Source organism: Nocardioides sp. YJ-D4 (genome assembly GCF_054031495.1).
The window spans coordinates 5,562,931-5,578,627 of the sequence record NZ_CM132932.1 but is presented as its reverse complement, the minus strand read 5'-3'; the positions used below and the strand labels follow the sequence as shown (position 1 = coordinate 5,578,627).

Genomic DNA, 15,697 nt, shown 5'->3' with positions numbered 1-15,697 from the left:
GTGAGTGTCGACGATGCGGAGCTGAATTCAGGGTCGCTGGAGACCACCCCCGAGGCGCTGCGCCTGGCCTGGTGGGTGACGGCGTGGCTGCGCGGTGAGGCGGTCACCGACCTGGTGCTCGATGCGGTGATCGGGCCCGATGCGACCCATACCGTCAGCGGGCTGGCCGCGCTCGGGCTCGGTGGCACCGAGGGGGTCGCGGACACCTTCGTCAGCGGGATGGGGCGGCTGCGTACGGAAGGGGCGACCGCCGTCGGGGTGGCCTTCCCGGCCGAGGGCGACCCGGTCGGGCTGGGCGGACCCCGGGCCTTCAACACGGCTGCGATGGAGGCCGGCGAGGCGGTGGTGAGCGACGCCGGGATCGGGCTCGTGCCGGTCCGGGTCGGCGCGGTCGTCGAGTGGCAGGCGTACCCGGCCCAGCGGCGTCAGCTCCCCGACGTCGGCGAGGCCGACCGTGCCCTCCGGCTCGCGCTGACCGAGTCCGCGACGGCGCTCGCCGAGCTCGACGTCGCGCGGTGGCGGCCCGAGGTCGCCGACCGGCTGATGAACCTCCGCCACCGGCCTTCGCTGGCAGGGGCTCCCGGGGTGCCGTCGCGGTGCGTGGAGCTCGCCGCCCGGGGCGTACAGGCCCGGGAGATCGTCGCGGTGGCGCTCGAGGACGAGGGCGGCGCCGTGTCCGCCTCGGAGATGCTGCGGCGGCGGGAGGCCCTGGTCGGCCTCGACCGCGCCGCGCGAAGGGCGCTCACCGCGGCCGGATCGCCCGAGGTGTGGCCGCCGAACTGAGACGCGGCCGCCGGCTCCACTATCGTTTGCAGAGATGACCGAGGAATTCGACGCGCTCGAGCGCCGTCCCGACACCCTGCTGATCACCCTCGCCGGAAACGACCGTCCCGGGCTGACCTCGGCCACCCTGGCGACGCTCGCGTTGGCGGGGGTCGACGTGGTCGACCTGGAGCAGATCGTGCTGCGGGCGCGGCTCGTGCTCGGGCTCCTGGTGACCGCGCCGGCTGACGCGGCGAGCACCGACGCGCTCAAGCACGCGATCGAGGAGACCGCCCACGCTCTCGACATGACCGTCGAGATCGAGGAGGGCGTCGGCGACACCCCGCGGGAGCCTGCCGACCGCGCCCGGGTGACGGTGCTGGGTCTCCCGCTGAAGGCGGCCGCGCTCGCATCGGTGACGCGGACGATCGCCTCCGCCGGCGGCAACATCGACCGGATCATCCGGCTGGCCCGCTACCCGGTCACCGCCTTCGACCTGCACGTCTCCGGCGCCTCTCCCGACGAGCTGCGGGTCACGCTGGCGGCCGAGGCCGCCGCCCAGGGCGTCGACATCGCCGTGCAGCCCGCCAACCTCGTCCGCCGCGGCATGCGCCTGATCGTCATGGATGTCGACTCGACGCTGATCGACGGCGAGGTGATCGAGATGATCGCCGCCCACGCGGGCTACGAGAAGGAGGTCGCCTCGGTCACCGAGGCGGCCATGCGCGGCGAGCTCGACTTCGAGGAGTCGCTCCGCGGGCGGGTGAAGTATCTCAAGGGCGTCCCCGCGACCGCGTTGGACGAGGTGTACGCCGGGCTGCAGCTCAACCCGGGCGCGCGGACGATGGTCCGCACCCTGCGCCGCCTCGGCTACCGCTTCGCCATCGTCTCGGGCGGGTTCTCGCAGATCACCGACCGGTTGGCGGCCGACCTCGGCATCCACTACGCCCGCGCCAACGAGCTCGAGATCGTCGACGGCGTACTCACCGGAGAGGTGGTCGGCGAGGTCGTCGACCGGGCCGGCAAGGCTCGCGCGCTCCGCGAGTTCGCCGCCGAGATCGGCATCCCCGAGGCCGCCACCGTCGCCATCGGCGACGGCGCCAACGACCTCGACATGCTCGCCGCCGCCGGCCTCGGCATCGCCTACAACGCCAAGCCGGCCGTACGCTCGGCCGCCGGGACCGCCATCAACGTCCCCTACCTCGACACGATCATGTATCTCCTCGGCATCTCCCGCGAGGAGATCGAGGCCGCCGACGCCGAAGCCGGCATCGTCACCCCCGCCCCGCCGCTCATCTGACCCGAAATACCGCCGAGTCGGCCCGTCAAGACGGGCCGACTCGGCGGGACGTCAGGCTCGTGCGACGTGGAAGGCGGTGACGGAGGCCTCGGCCTCGTCGAGCTCGGACCAGTCGCCGTCGTAGCTGAGTACGGCCACGGCGGATGTCGGGAAGCCGAGGGCGAGCTCGTTGCCGGCCTCGTCGTCGCCCTCGCCGTCGTCGAGGAGCTGCACGAGCGAGAAGACGGTCGGGTTGTGACCGATCACCACGACGGTCGAGATGCCGTCATCGACGCCGCGGACGAGGTCGAGGGCGGTGGAGGTGCCGGCGGCGTACAGACCTTGGTCGTACTCCGCCAGCGTCAGGTCCCACGACGCCCCGAGCGCGACGTCCTCCCAGGTCTGGGTGGCGCGGTCGGCCGCCGAGACCAGCACGTAGTCGGGGACCACGCCCTGCTCGGCCAACCACTCCCCCGCTGCGACCGCGTCGGCATGGCCGCGCTCGGTCAGCTGACGCTCGTAGTCGGTGGGTGCCGACGACTCCGCCTTGGCGTGCCGCATGATGACAAGGGTCCGCATGCGGCAACCCTATGACTTCACGCACCCAGCGAGTGATAGCCCCCGTCGACATGGATGATCTCGCCGGTGGTCGCCGGGAAGAAGTCCGAGATCAGCGCGCAGACGGCCTTCGCGGTCGGGCCCTGGTCGGTGTTGTCCCAACCCAGCGGCGCCCGGGTGCCCCAGCCCTCGTCGAGCTCCTCGAAGCCGGGGATCGCCTTGGCGGCGAGGGTCTTGAGCGGCCCCGCGGAGACGAGGTTGCAGCGGATCCCGTCAGGTCCGAGATCGCGGGCGAGGTAGCGCGAGGTCGACTCGAGCGCGGCCTTGGCGACACCCATCCAGTCGTACGCCGGCCAGGCGATCGTCGCGTCGAAGGTCAGCCCCACGATCGAGGAGCCCTCGGCCAGGAGGGGGCGAGTCGCCATCGCGAGCGACTTCAGCGAGTAGGCGCTGACCTGGACCGCCTGGGAGACGTCCTCCCAGGGGCCGTCGAGGAACTTGCCGCCCAGGAGCGTCTCGGGGTTGCCGTACGCGATCGAGTGCACGACTCCGTCGAGCCGCTCGACGCCCTCGGCCCGGAGCGCGTCGGCGAGGCCGTCGAGGTGCTCCTGGTTGGTCACGTCGAGGTCGAGCACCGGCGGCTCCTCGGGGAGCCGCTTCGCGATCCGCTTGGTGATCGACAGCGCGCGGCCGAAGTTGGAGATCAGGACGCGGGCGCCCTGCTCCTGGGCCACCTTGGCGACCGCGAAGCCGATCGAGGAGTCCATCGTGACCCCCGCGACGAGAACAGTCTTGCCGTCCAACAAACCCATGATCAGTGCCCCATTCCAAGTCCGCCGTCGACCGGGATCACGGCCCCGGTCACATATCCCGCATCAGCCAACCACGTCACGGCCGAGGCCACCTCGTCCGGTGACGCATAGCGCCCCAACGGGACCCGGTCCGTGATCGCCTTCTGCTGCTCATCGGTGAGGACCGCGGTCATCTCGGTCTCCACGAACCCCGGCGCGACCACGTTGGCGGTGATGCCCCGCGAGCCGAGCTCGCGCGCGAGCGAGCGGGCCATGCCGACCAGCCCGGCCTTGGAGGCCGCGTAGTTGACCTGGCCCGGGTTGCCCAGCAGCCCGACGACCGAGGAGATGAAGATGATCCGCCCGCGGCGCAGCCGCAGCATGCCCTTCGAGGCCCGCTTGGCGAGCCGGAAGGACGCGGTCAGGTTGGTGTCGATCACGGAGGTGAAGTCTTCCTCCGACATCCGGAGCACGAGGGTGTCCTTCGTGATCCCGGCATTGGCGACGAGGACCTCGACGGGTCCGTGGGCGGCCTCGGCCGCGGCGTACGCCTCCTCGACGGCGGTCGGGTCGGTGATGTCACACACCAGGTCCAGAGCCCCTTCCGGGGCCCCGCCCTTGCGGGAGGTCACGGCGACGTGGTCGCCGTTGGCGAGGAACGCCTCGGCGATCGCCCGGCCGATGCCACGGCTGCCGCCGGTGACGAGCACCGAGCGGGGTGGCCTTGTGGGGTTTTCACTGTCAGTCACAGGCGCGACGGTAGCGATTACTTCGGCGTACGACCAATGCCTTGGATTTGCTTGTGAGAACCCTCCAAGGTCTTTCGGAGCGCCCCTGTTGGGACCACACCATTGACCGGGTGCCATCGGCCACGACCTAGACTGGCGGTATGTCCAAGGCGCAACCGATCAGGATCACCACCGCCGGGCGTAGCCGCGCCGAGGACATCGCGATGCGCCAGAAGCGCTACGCCATCTCGATGTCGATCCGTTCGCTGTGCTTCATCGGTGCCGTGATCGCCGGTCTTGCCGGCATCGGCTGGTTGTGGCCGATCCTGATCGCGGGGGCGCTGATCCTGCCCTACGTCGCGGTCGTCATGGCCAACGCGACCAACACCAAGAGCGACGAGATGAACCTGATGGACTCGCCCTACGGCCCGCGCCAGCTCAACAGCGGGCGCGAGCAGCAGCTCCGGGAGAAGGGCGAGCTCTGATGGGCGCGCTCGACTCCGACCTGTGCTCGGCCAAGGGCTGCCAGGACCCCGGATCGTGGGAGCTGCAGTGGAACAATCCCAAGATCCACACGGCCGATCGGCGTAAGATCTGGCTCGCGTGCGAGACGCACAAGGAGTCGCTCAGCGACTTCCTGGGAGCGCGCGGATTCCTCAAGGACGTCGTCCCTCACTAGCCGTTTCCCCGGAGAGGTCGTGCGATGAACCCGATCCCTGTGCTCCTCGACTGCGACCCCGGCCACGACGACGCCATCGCGATCCTGCTGGCTCTCGGCAGCCGGCACATCGACCTGCTCGGCATCACCACCACGTTCGGCAACTGCCGGGTGGAGAAGGCGACCTACAACGCCCAGCGGATCCTGGCGCTGGCGCACCGTCCCGATGTCCCGGTCGCCACCGGTGCGGCCGGGCCGCTGGCCGGCGAGATCCACATCGGCGACTTCATCCACGGCGCGACCGGGATCGACGGACCCGACCTCCCCGAACCGCTCGCTGCGCCGGTCGCGCTGGGCGCGGTCGAGTTCCTGCGTACGTCCCTCCTGGCCGCCCCGGAGCCCGTCACCGTGGTCGCGACCGGACCGATCACCAACGTCGCGGTGCTGCTGCGCGACCATCCCGAGGTCGGTCCTCACATCGCGGAGATCGTGTTCATGGGCGGCTCGACCGAGCGCGGCAACACCACGCCGGCCGCCGAGTTCAACGCCTACGCCGACCCCGAGGCGCTCGACCTCGTCCTCACCAGCGGCCTGCCGATCCGGATGGTCGGGCTCAACCTGTCCCACCAGGCGCTGGCCACTGCCGAGGTCGTCGCGCGGATGCGGGCCATGGATCACCCGGTGGGCCGGGCGTGCGCCGACCTGATGGGTTTCTTCGGCGGCACCTACTCCGACGTCTTCGACTTCGCCGCTCCCCCGGTCCACGACCCCTGCACCATCGCGGCCCTCATCGACCCCGGCCTGATCACCTGGCACAAGTCGTTCGTGGCCGCCGAGACCGCGGGCCGCTGGACCCGCGGCGCCACCGTCGTCGACCTGCACGGCCGCCTCGACGAGCCACCCAACGTCCAGGTCGCGATCACCCTCGACGTCGACGGCTACTGGGACCTCGTCCTGGACGCCCTCGACCGCGTCGGACACCCAGTCGCCGAGAAGTGAGTTGTGGGCGACGAAAGTCGACTTTCGTCGCCCACAACTACAGATTCGGCCGCCGCTTCGACGGTCTCGGCTGGTGGTCAGCCGCCGATGGCGGACATGGGGCGGTCGGGCTGGAGGAAGCCGAGGTCGTCGATGCCGTGGCCGGCGCGCTTGCCGGCCATGGCGGTGACCCACCGGGCAGCGAGATCGTCGTCGGAGGCGCCGGCACGAAGCGGCGTACGCAGGTCCGACTCGGAGCGCGCGAACAGGCAGTCGCGCACCTGCCCGTCGGCGGTGAGGCGCACCCGATCGCAGTCTCCGCAGAAGGGGCGGGTGACGGAGGCGATGATGCCGACCTTGGCCGGGCCGCCGTCGACGTAGAAGAGCTCGGCGGGCGCGCTGCCTCGGGGCTCCTCCGCGGGCGTCAGGTCGAAGGCCGCCGACAGCGCCGACAGGGTCTCGTCGGCGGTCACCATCTTGTCGCGCGACCACCCGTGCTGGGCGTCGAGAGGCATCTGCTCGATGAACCGCAGCTCGTAGCCACGCTCGACCGACCAGCCGAGCAGCTCGGCAGCCTGGTCGTCGTTGACTCCCCGCAGCAGAACCGCGTTGATCTTGATCGGTCCCAGGCCGGCGTCGGCCGCGGCCTCCAGCCCCGCGACCACGTCGGCCAGCCGGTCGCGACGGGTGATCTCAGCGAAGATCTCCGGCCGGATCGAGTCCAGCGACACGTTGACCCGGTCGAGCCCTGCCTCGGCGAGGGACCCGGCCATCTTGGCCAGACCCAGCGCGTTCGTGGTGATGGAGAGCTCCGCCTCGGGGGCGACCTCGCGGGTGCGCGCGACGATGGAGACCAGCCCGCGGCGCACCAGCGGCTCCCCACCGGTGAACCGCACCTCGCGTACGCCGAGCTGCCCCGTGGCGACGCCGATCAGCCGCACCACCTCGTCGTCGGTGAGCACCTCGTCGCCGGGCAGCCAGTCGAGCCCTTCCGCCGGCATGCAGTAGGTGCACCGCAGATTGCAGCGGTCGGTCAGAGAGACCCGCAGATCCGTCGCGACCCGGCCGAACCGGTCGACGAGCCTCTGCTGGGTCTGATCTGTCGGGGAGGTCGTCATCACACCAGTCTAGGCAGGCTCGACCCGGATCGTGAGTGAGGACCGCATGCCAGTTAGTCTCATAGGGTGAGTTCGTTCCGTTTCCTGCTCAGCCGACGCTGGGCCGGTTTCACGGTGTTCGTGCTGATCCTGGCCTACGGGACCTGGTGGCTTGGCCAGTGGCAGTTCGACCGTCTCGAGGACCGCAAGGCCAGCAACCAGATCGTCCGCGTCAACGAGCACGCCGAGCCCGCGCCCGTCTCCGACGTACTGGCCCTGGGCCGGAAGGTCGCCGAGAAGGACGAGTGGCGGCGGGTGACCGCGACCGGGACGTACGCGGTCGACGACACGATCATCTGGCGCTACCGCACCCCCGATGACGCGAAGGGTGTCGACATCGTGGTCCCGCTGGTGCTCGCCGACGGCAGCGCGGTGCTCGTCGACCGCGGCTGGCTGCAGACCGAGTCCCAGGACGAGTTCGAGGACCTCCCGGCGCCGCCGTCGGGTGAGGTCACGATCACCGGCTGGGTACGCGCCGACGGCACCGGCGACTCCACCGACGTCGCCCAGGTCGACGGCTACCACGCCACCCGCGCGCTCTCCTCGACCCAGGTCGCGAAGGTGGTCGACGAGCCGCTCCTGACCGGCTGGCTCCACCTCGACAGCGAGTCCCCCGAGCCCGCCACCCAGCTGCGCCAGGCCGACCTGCCCGAGCTCGACAACGGCCCCCACTTCTTCTACGGACTGCAGTGGTGGTTCTTCGGCGTCCTCGCCATCGCCGGCTTCTTCTACCTGATGTACGACGAGCGGCGCACCCAGCGCCAGGACGCCCCTGCACAAGACGATGACACCGCCGACAGCGACGAGCCGGCCGACGAGCGCAGCCGCAAGAAGGCCGCCAAGCTCGCCCAGAAGCAGGCCGTGAAGGCGGCCTACCAGGCGGCGTACGAGAAGGAACGCAGCGGGAAGAGCTGACCGCTTAGCGGCGGAACTGCGTCTCGTAGAGCTCCGCATAGAGCCCGCCCGCGGCGAGCAGCGACTCGTGGGTGCCGGACTCCACGACCCGTCCGTCCTCGACGACCAGGATGCGGTCGGCGGCTCGGATGGTGGAGAGGCGGTGGGCGATCACGATGGACGTACGTCCCTCCAGCGCGGCGTCCAGAGCGGTCTGGACCGCGGCCTCGGACTCGGAGTCGAGGTGGGCGGTGGCCTCGTCGAGCACGACGATGTGGGGCGCCTTCAGCAGCAGCCGGGCGATCGCGAGCCGCTGGCGCTCGCCGCCGGAGAGGCGGTAGCCGCGGTCGCCGACGACGGTGTCGAGGCCGTCCGGGAGGCCTTTGATGACGTTGGCGACCTGGGCGGCCTCCAGGGCGGCCCAGACGTCGCCGTCGGAGGCGCCGGGGCGGGCGTAGAGCAGGTTGCCGCGCACCGAGTCGTGGAACATGTGGGCGTCCTGGGTCACGTAGCCGACCGCGGCCTCGAGCGACTCCAGGGTCACGTCGCGCACGTCGAGGCCGCCGACCTCGACCGCCCCGGAGCGTACGTCGTAGAGCCGCGCGATCAGGTGGGTGATCGTCGACTTCCCAGCGCCGGAGGGTCCGACGAGGGCGACCATCTCCCCCGGTTCGGCCACGAAGTCGATGTCGGTCAGCACCTCGCGCACCTCCCGGCTCTCCGGGCGCGCGATCGTCTCGAGGGAGGCGAGCGAGACCTCGTCGGCGCCCGGGTAGGTGAAGGCGACATGGCGGAACCGCACCGACGCGGCGTCCGCCGGCACCTCGACCGCGTCCGGCTTCTCCTTGATCAGCGAAGGCAGGTCGAGGACCTCGAAGACGCGGTCGAAGCTGACGAGCGCGGTCATCACGTCGATGCGCACGTTGGAGAGCGCCTGCAGCGGCCCCAGCAGCCTCACCAGCAGCAGACCGAGTGCGGTCAGGGTGCCGAGCGTGACGTCGCCCTGGATCACCATCCAGCCGCCGACGCCGTAGACCAGCGCGGTCGCCAGCGCCGGGACCACCTGCATGGTTGCCCCGAACAGGCGGGTCAGCAGCGCGATCCGGATGCCCAGACGGCGCACGACGTCGGCTCGCTGCGCGAACGCGGCGTCCTCCTCCTCACGGCGGCCGAAGAGCTTGAGCAGGAGCGCCCCGCCGACGTTGAACCGCTCGGTCATCGTGGTCGCCAGCGCCGCGTTGCCGTCCATCTGCTCGCGGGTCAGGCCGGCCAGGCGGCGGCCGACCCAGCGCGAGGTCAGGAACAGGATCGGGAAGAGCGCGACGCACATCAGCGTCACCTGCCACGACAGCACCAGCATCGCCGCGCCGACCACGACCAGCGAGATCAGGTTGGAGACGCTGTTGGACAGGGTCGAGGTGAAGGCCCGTTGCGCACCGAGCACGTCGGTGTTCAGGCGGCTGACCAGCGCGCCGGTCTGCGCCCGGGTGAAGAAGGCCAGCGACTGGCGTTGGACGTGGCCGAAGACCTGGGTGCGCAGGTCGAAGATGAGTCCCTCGCCGATGCGGGTCGAGAGCCAGCCCGAGACGATCCCGAAGCACATGTCGATGACGGCGACCAACGCCATCGCCGCGGCCAGCCACACCACCAGGGAGACGTTCTTCTCGAGCACACCGTCGTCGATGAGGCGCTGGGTCAGCAGTGGCGTCACCACCACGAGAGCGGCGTCGAAGACCGTGAACACCAGGAACGCGCTGATCAGAGCCCGGTGGGGCCCGGCGTAGGAGATGACGCGCTTCAGCGTGCCCTTCGGCAACCCGCGCTGGAGAACCGTCCGGTCGGCACGCAGGTTGCGCATGATCCCGCCGCCGCCCATCGCCCCGCCGCTCGCACCGAAGCCTGGACCCATTTGTGACACCCCGTCACCCTAGTTCGCCCGGCCAGGTTCGGCCGCCTCGGGACGGTTCGTCGAAATATGGTCAAAATCACCTGAGGTAGGTGACCAAGCGCTCTGTTGGTGGTATGAAGTGGAGCGCGTGTGTGCGCCGGTCTCCGGGGGCTGGATCAGGATTCGTCCAGACTGCCCTGAACCCGCGGGTTCATGCCATGACTGCTCACCCCCACACCAGGTGCCCTGACATGACCCGACCACTCCTGGTCCGACTCCATCGAGCCGGTCCATGGTTCTGCAGTACCGCGATCCTCCTCTTCGTCGCGCTCTCCCCCGTCATCTTCGTCACCGCCTCCGGTGACCAGTGGTTCTGGCCGTGGATCCTCGCCGGCGTACCCGTCGTCGCCCTCACCCTGTGGCTCACCGCGATGGCCTACGACACCACTCCTGCCGAATCCGTAGAAGCGGCGGCCGAGACTGCAGAAGTGGACGACGAGTCCGCGGTTGCTGCGATCGAATCGGCAGATTCGGACGCCGAGACGACAGTTTCGGCGCCCACAAGTGAGGACTCGATCCCCGAAAGTGCGGACTCGGTCGCCACAAGTGCGGACTCGGCCGGACCGGCGGGGAGAGGTGGGGAGGCCGGGATGCGGGTGGCGGTGCTGTCGCTGTCTCGGAAGGTCCAGGCGTCGGCGCACCGGATCCAGGAGGAGTCGACGCGGATGGTGGCGAAGTTCCCGGCCGAGCCGGACGTGCTCGAGGCTGGGATGCGGGTCGACCACGCGGCGGCGCAGCAGGCGCGGCTGGCGCAGAGCATCGCCACGCTGTGCGGGGAGCAGCCCGGGCAGCACTGGCGCGACCCGCTCGCGATCGCCGACGTCGTACGCGGCGCGGCCGGCCGGATCACGGCCTACCGCCGGGTCCGGGTCGAGGGTGACCCGCCGGTCGCGGTCCAGGGTGCGTACGTCGAGCCGCTGATCCACCTCGTGGCCGAGCTCCTCGCCAATGCGACCCAGTCGTCGCCGCCGGCGACGGAGGTGCTGGTCACGATCCGTTCCGTACGCCGCGGAGCGGCCCTCGAGATCGACGACGCGGGCGTCGGCATGGACGAGACCAACCTGGCCTGGATGCGTGAGATCGCCTCGGGCACCCGACAGGTTCGCCTGCACGACCTCGGCGAGATCCCGCAGACCGGACTGGCGGTGGTCGGCACCTACGTACGCCGCCACGGGTTCCGCGTCGACCTGACCGAGTCCGTCCACGGCGGCCTGCGGGTCGCCGTGCTCGTCCCCGAGGCGATGACCACCCCGCTGAGCCCGGCCGCGCTCGAGCCGGTCGCGCCGCGTACGCCGACCTCGACCCCCGTCCCCGCCACGCTCCTGTCGAAGGCACCGAAGGCACCGACCCCGTCGACCCCCCCGCCGCCGGTCTGGCCCGTCCACAGCACCCCGAACGCCCCCGATCCCGTTCCCGACCGCGAGCAGCGCGAACCGTCGCTGTTCACCTCCGACGGCCTGCCGCAGCGCCGATCGAAGCGCGGCCAGCGCTTCGCCACCGGACAGCAGCTCGCGGCGAGCCAACCCGTCCCGGCACGCCCCGAGCCGACCGCAGAGCAGGCGGGCGCCTGGATGAGCAGCTTCCTCAGCACCCCGGCCACACCCGCGGCCGGCACGACCATCCCCCACCAGGCCGTCGACCCCGAGAACCGCAGCACCGCCGCGGAGACCGATTCCGCATCCGAGAACCACTGGAGGAACCATGACCGATGAGAACAGCTGGATGCTGGAGCTGGTCGCGGGAGTACGCGGCGTACGTCATGTCGTGGTCCTCTCCGCCGACGGGCTCGTCCGAGTCCGCACGAGCCACACCCCGCGTGAGGAGGCCGACAAGCTGGCCGCGGCGTGCGCCGGCCTGACCTCGCTCGGTCACGGGATCAGCCGTCAGTTCGGCGCCGACGCCCACCCCCGTCAGGTGATGGTCGAGTTCAACGGCGGCTTCTTGTTCATCCGTGGCGCCGGCGACGGCTCCCGCCTCGCGGTCGTCACCGAGATGAGCATCGACCCGGCACTGGTCGCCCAGCAGATGCAGGCGACCGTCCTGATGCTCGGGGAGCGCGCGATGAGCACCCCGAGACGCTCGATCTGAGCCGACCCGAGCCGATGCCCGACGCTTCTGACGACTACGTCGACCACCCGATCCGGTCCTACGTCCGGACGGGTGGTCGTGCCCGGCCGACCCATCGGCTGACGCCGGCGACGCTCCTGATCGGCCACACCAGCCCGGCGGCGACGGACTCGTCGGTGGGCCGTCAGGAGCGCGAGGTCCTCTCCCAGTGCCTCGGCGTGATCTCCATGGCCGAGATGGCCGTCCATCTCGGCCAGCCGGTCAGCGTCTTGGCAGTGATCGCCTCGGACATGATCGACGCCGGCCTGATCGGCGTACGTCCCGACAGCGACGCCGCCGCCGGCCCGTCCCGCGAAACCCTCCAGAAGGTCCTGCATGCTCTCAACCACCTCTGAGCCCACCCCTGGCGACAGTCACTATCTGGCGCCCACGGTCGTCGAGTCGGTCAAGATCCTGGTGGTCGGCTCCTTCGGAGTCGGCAAGACCACGCTGATCGGCTCGGTCAGCGAGATCGAGCCGCTGCGCACCGAGGAGACGATCACCCAGGCCAGCGAGGGGATCGACGAGGTCGCGGCGACCCCGGAGAAGACGACGACCACGGTCGCGATGGACTTCGGCCGGATCACGCTGACCGACGAGATCGCGCTCTACCTGTTCGGCACCCCGGGGCAGCGCCGCTTCTGGGACCTCTGGTCAGGGCTCGCCGAGGGCGCCGCCGGTGCCCTCGTCCTGGTCGACACCCGCCGGCTGGAGGACTCCTTCGAGGTGCTGGACCAGCTCGAGACGCGTACGTCCCTGCCGTTCGTCGTCGCGATCAACCAGTTCCCGGGCGCGCCGAACTACGAGCCCGACCAGATCCGCACGGCGCTCGACCTCGACGACGAGACCCCGATCGTGGTGTGCAACGCCAAGAACCGCAACGCCTGCGTCCGAGCGCTCGCCGCGCTCGTGCGCCACGCCCTGAAGACGCACTGACCCCCCGATCCACGACCGACAGGCACTCCTCGCGATGACTCCCACCCGCACCGTACGTCTCGCCGATCTCACCGACCTCGTCCAGGCGCCCGAGACCGTCGGGCCTCGCGCGAGAGAGGTGCACCAACGGCTTCGGGCCGAGTGGGGCCCGGTGGCTCCCGGCGAGCTCTCCCCCGGCGTACGCCTCTGGTTCGCGATGGGCTATGCCGAGTTCAGCGAGGTCATCCGCAACGAGGACGTCTTCTCCCGCAACGGCGACAACTGGAGCGCGGTGCAGGAGGGCAAGATCCTCCCGGACATGCCGATCTACCCCTTCGTGACCACTCGGCAGAACTCCTTCCACAACGACGGCGAGCTCCGGCGGCGTCTGCGCTCGCCGGTCGACCGGGCGCTCTCGCGGGTCGACGAGCACGGCTACGCCGCGAAGGTACGCAGCATCTGCAACGACCTCGTCGACGACATGCTCGAGCGCGGCGAGGCCGATCTGGTCCAGGACTACGCCGTGCTGATCCCGCTGCTGTCGGTCGCCGCGATGTTCGGCATGGGCCAGGAGGTCGGCGACTCGATGCGCAAGGCCGCCCACAAGGTCCTCGGTGGCGGCCAGCTCGCCCAGGAGGGCGTCATCGAGCTGGCCGTGGAGATCGTCGACCACATCGCCAAGCGCCGCCGGGAGCCCCAGGACGACGTCACCTCGCACCTGATCGACGACCCCGGCCTGTGGGACGACAACGAGGTCATGGAGGCGATGATCGTGATGATCATCGCCGGCAACGAGCTGACCATCGCGACCATCACCCAGACCCTGCTGCTGATGCTCTCCGACGAGCGTTTCGCCGGCCGGCTGCGCGGCGGCCGCCTCGACGTCGACCAGGCGATCGAGGAGGTCATGTGGCGCGACCCACCCTGCTACAACATCACCCCGCGGTTCGCGCTGCGCGACGTCGAGCTCGGCGGTCAGCTGATCCGCAAGGGCGACGCCGTGGTGCCGTGCATCGCGGCCGCCAACGTGGACCCGCTGATGACCGGCGGCGACCCGTGGCTGGAGATCGGCAACCGCGCCCACATGTCGTGGAGCGCCGGGCCCCACTCCTGCCCCGCCCAGCGGCCGGGCACGATCATCGTCCAAGCGGCCGTACGCACCGTCCTGGAGCGACTCCCCGAGGTCTCCCTCGCGGTGCCGGCCGACCAGGTCGAGCGCAACACCGACTCGCTCTCCTACCGCTACCCGACCTCGATGCCGGTGACGTTCGTCCGAACGCTGGCCTGAGCGTCAGGCGAGCGAGACCAGGTCGGCGTACTCCTCGTTCCACAGGTCCTCGACGCCGTCGGGGAGGATGAGCACCTTGTCGGGCTCCAGCGCGTGCACGGCGCCCTCGTCGTGGGTGACCAGCACGATCGCGCCCTCGTAGCGGCGGATCGCGTTGAGCACCTCCTCGCGGGAGGCCGGGTCGAGGTTGTTGGTGGGCTCGTCGAGCAGGAGCACGTTGGCGGCGGAGACGACCAGGGAGGCCAGGGCCAGCCGGGTCTTCTCCCCACCGGAGAGCACCCCGGCGGGCTTGTGCACGTCGTCGCCGGTGAAGAGGAACGCACCCAGCACGGTGCGCGCCTCGGTGTCGGTGAGCTGCGGCGCCGAGGACTGCATGTTCTCCAGTACCGACCGCTTGGTGTCGAGGGTCTCGTGCTCCTGGGCGTAGTAGCCGACCTTCAGCCCGTGGCCCGGCACGACCTCGCCGGTGTCGGGCTGGTCGACGCCAGCCAGGATCCGGAGCATCGTGGTCTTGCCGGCACCGTTGAGCCCGAGGATGACCACCCGGGTCCCTCGGTCGATCGCCAGGTCGACGGCGGTGAAGACCTCGAGCGCGCCGTACGACTTGGAGAGGTCGTTGGCGGTGAGCGGGGTCTTGCCGGAGGGCGCGGGCGAGGGGAACTTGATCGCGGCGACCTTCTCCTGCTTCCGCTCCCCTTCGACACCGGCCATGATCTTCTCTGCGCGCTTGAGCATGCTCTGCGCGGCCGTCGCCTTGGTGGCCTTGGCGCGCATCTTGTTGGCCTGGTCGGTGAGCGTCTTGGCCTTGTTCTGCGCGTTCATCAGCTCACGCTTGCGGCGCGCCTCGTCGGTCTCGCGCTGCACGAGGTACTGCTTCCACGGCATGTTGTAGATGTCGATCACCTCACGGTTGGCGTCGAGGTGGAAGACCTTGTTGACCGTCTGGGCGAGCAGATCGTTGTCGTGGGAGATCACGATGAAGCCGCCCTTGTAGGACTTCATCCAGTCGCGCAGCCAGATGATCGAGTCGGCGTCGAGGTGGTTGGTCGGCTCGTCGAGGATCAGCACCTCGGCCGAGGAGAAGAGGATGCGCGCCAGCTCGACGCGTCTCCTCTGGCCGCCCGACAACGTCTTGAGCGGCTGGGTCATGATCCGGTCCGGGATGCCGAGCGACTGGGCGATCTGCAGGGCCTCGGTCTCGGCCGCGTAGCCACCGCCCGCGTCGAGCTCGTCGTGGGCGCGCTGGTAGCGCTTCATCGCCTTCTCGCGGACGTTCGGATCCTCGGAGCCCATCTCCTCCTCGGCGATCCGCATGCGGCGTACGGCATCGTCGAGGCCGCGCGCGGACAGGATCCGGTCCTTGGCGATCACCTCGGGGTCGCCGACCCGTGGGTCCTGAGGCAGATAGCCGATCTCACCGGTGTTGGACACCGTTCCGGAGGCAGGCAGGTGGTCGCCGGCGAGCACCTTCGTCAGGGTCGTCTTCCCAGCGCCGTTGCGGCCTACGAGCCCGACCTTGTCGCCGGGTCCGACTCGGAATGTGACGTTCTCCATCAAAAGTCTGGCGCCGACGCGGACTTCTAGGTCATGGGCAGTGATCATCTCCGTCACTAGTGTATGGGCGGGGCACTCGGT

General features: G+C 70.1%; 17 protein-coding genes. 11 read left to right on the top strand and 6 right to left on the bottom strand.

The features are described 5' to 3' along the window. Both ACW14X_RS26670 and serB read left to right on the top strand, forming a co-directional pair. Window positions 1-783: a hypothetical protein gene (locus tag ACW14X_RS26670; RefSeq protein WP_457163885.1), complete on the top strand. Its 783-nt coding sequence runs from the start codon at window positions 1-3 to the stop codon at window positions 781-783. A 34-nt stretch (window positions 784-817) separates the two neighbouring features. After that, complete coding sequence (gene serB, locus ACW14X_RS26665) at window positions 818-2,062, top strand: phosphoserine phosphatase SerB (protein WP_160022683.1); 1,245 nt, start codon at window positions 818-820, stop codon at window positions 2,060-2,062. Window positions 2,063-2,113: 51 nt separating this feature from the next. On the opposite strand, the gene ACW14X_RS26660 is transcribed toward serB, so the two are convergent. Genes ACW14X_RS26660 through fabG form a run of 3 tightly spaced genes read right to left on the bottom strand, consistent with a single transcriptional unit; the run spans window position 2,114 to window position 4,139 of the window. Continuing rightward, window positions 2,114-2,620, bottom strand: coding sequence for a SixA phosphatase family protein (locus ACW14X_RS26660; protein ID WP_350840421.1), 507 nt, complete (start codon window positions 2,618-2,620; stop codon window positions 2,114-2,116). 17 nt (window positions 2,621-2,637) lie between these two features. Beyond that, entirely contained in the window at window positions 2,638-3,411 is a 774-nt protein-coding gene (gene fabI / locus ACW14X_RS26655; protein ID WP_457163884.1) for an enoyl-ACP reductase FabI, read from the bottom strand. A 2-nt stretch (window positions 3,412-3,413) separates the two neighbouring features. Continuing rightward, window positions 3,414-4,139, bottom strand: a complete 726-nt coding sequence (gene fabG, locus ACW14X_RS26650) for a 3-oxoacyl-ACP reductase FabG (RefSeq protein WP_457163883.1) — start codon at window positions 4,137-4,139, stop codon at window positions 3,414-3,416. A 140-nt stretch (window positions 4,140-4,279) separates the two neighbouring features. Here fabG and ACW14X_RS26645 point away from each other — a divergent pair, with 140 nt between their 5' ends. Genes ACW14X_RS26645 through ACW14X_RS26635 form a run of 3 tightly spaced genes read left to right on the top strand, consistent with a single transcriptional unit; the run spans window position 4,280 to window position 5,775 of the window. Further along, the gene (locus ACW14X_RS26645) at window positions 4,280-4,603 is read left to right on the top strand and encodes a DUF3099 domain-containing protein (protein ID WP_160022677.1); all 324 of its coding nucleotides are present in this window, start codon (window positions 4,280-4,282) and stop codon (window positions 4,601-4,603) included. After that, complete coding sequence (locus ACW14X_RS26640) at window positions 4,603-4,797, top strand: acetone carboxylase (RefSeq protein WP_091041080.1); 195 nt, start codon at window positions 4,603-4,605, stop codon at window positions 4,795-4,797. Before ACW14X_RS26645 ends, ACW14X_RS26640 begins: the two co-directional genes overlap by 1 nt. A gap of 24 nt (window positions 4,798-4,821) precedes the next feature. Beyond that, window positions 4,822-5,775, top strand: coding sequence for a nucleoside hydrolase (locus tag ACW14X_RS26635; protein ID WP_457163882.1), 954 nt, complete (start codon window positions 4,822-4,824; stop codon window positions 5,773-5,775). Window positions 5,776-5,852: 77 nt separating this feature from the next. Here the strand turns inward: ACW14X_RS26635 and moaA are convergent, their stop codons facing one another. Next, window positions 5,853-6,872, bottom strand: a complete 1,020-nt coding sequence (gene moaA, locus ACW14X_RS26630) for a GTP 3',8-cyclase MoaA (protein ID WP_160022673.1) — start codon at window positions 6,870-6,872, stop codon at window positions 5,853-5,855. A 66-nt stretch (window positions 6,873-6,938) separates the two neighbouring features. Between moaA and ACW14X_RS26625 the strand changes: the two genes are divergently transcribed. After that, entirely contained in the window at window positions 6,939-7,826 is an 888-nt protein-coding gene (locus tag ACW14X_RS26625; RefSeq protein ID WP_160022671.1) for an SURF1 family cytochrome oxidase biogenesis protein, read from the top strand. A 4-nt stretch (window positions 7,827-7,830) separates the two neighbouring features. On the opposite strand, the gene ACW14X_RS26620 is transcribed toward ACW14X_RS26625, so the two are convergent. Further along, a complete protein-coding gene (locus tag ACW14X_RS26620; protein ID WP_160022669.1) occupies window positions 7,831-9,714 on the bottom strand; it encodes an ABC transporter ATP-binding protein in 1,884 nt (627 codons plus the stop codon). Between the two features lie 230 nt (window positions 9,715-9,944). Here ACW14X_RS26620 and ACW14X_RS26615 point away from each other — a divergent pair, with 230 nt between their 5' ends. The 5 genes from ACW14X_RS26615 to ACW14X_RS26595 are packed head-to-tail and all read left to right on the top strand — an operon-like array spanning window position 9,945 to window position 14,062. Then, window positions 9,945-11,465 (top strand): ATP-binding protein, encoded by a 1,521-nt coding sequence (locus ACW14X_RS26615; RefSeq protein WP_160022667.1) that lies wholly within the window; start codon window positions 9,945-9,947, stop codon window positions 11,463-11,465. Then, window positions 11,455-11,841, top strand: coding sequence for a roadblock/LC7 domain-containing protein (locus ACW14X_RS26610; RefSeq protein WP_160022665.1), 387 nt, complete (start codon window positions 11,455-11,457; stop codon window positions 11,839-11,841). Before ACW14X_RS26615 ends, ACW14X_RS26610 begins: the two co-directional genes overlap by 11 nt. A gap of 14 nt (window positions 11,842-11,855) precedes the next feature. Next, window positions 11,856-12,215 carry a DUF742 domain-containing protein gene (locus ACW14X_RS26605; protein ID WP_160022663.1) on the top strand — a complete coding sequence of 120 codons (360 nt, stop codon included), beginning with the start codon at window positions 11,856-11,858 and terminating at the stop codon, window positions 12,213-12,215. Next, on the top strand, window positions 12,196-12,795 hold the full coding sequence (locus tag ACW14X_RS26600) for a GTP-binding protein (protein WP_160022661.1): 600 nt from the start codon (window positions 12,196-12,198) through the stop codon (window positions 12,793-12,795). The genes ACW14X_RS26605 and ACW14X_RS26600 overlap by 20 nt, the downstream gene beginning before the upstream one ends. 34 nt (window positions 12,796-12,829) lie before the next feature. Then, window positions 12,830-14,062, top strand: coding sequence for a cytochrome P450 family protein (locus ACW14X_RS26595; protein WP_350840435.1), 1,233 nt, complete (start codon window positions 12,830-12,832; stop codon window positions 14,060-14,062). Between the two features lie 3 nt (window positions 14,063-14,065). Here ACW14X_RS26595 and ACW14X_RS26590 read toward each other — a convergent pair whose 3' ends face one another. Further along, entirely contained in the window at window positions 14,066-15,664 is a 1,599-nt protein-coding gene (locus ACW14X_RS26590) for an ABC-F family ATP-binding cassette domain-containing protein (protein ID WP_160022657.1), read from the bottom strand. Window positions 15,665-15,697: the final 33 nt, after the last annotated feature.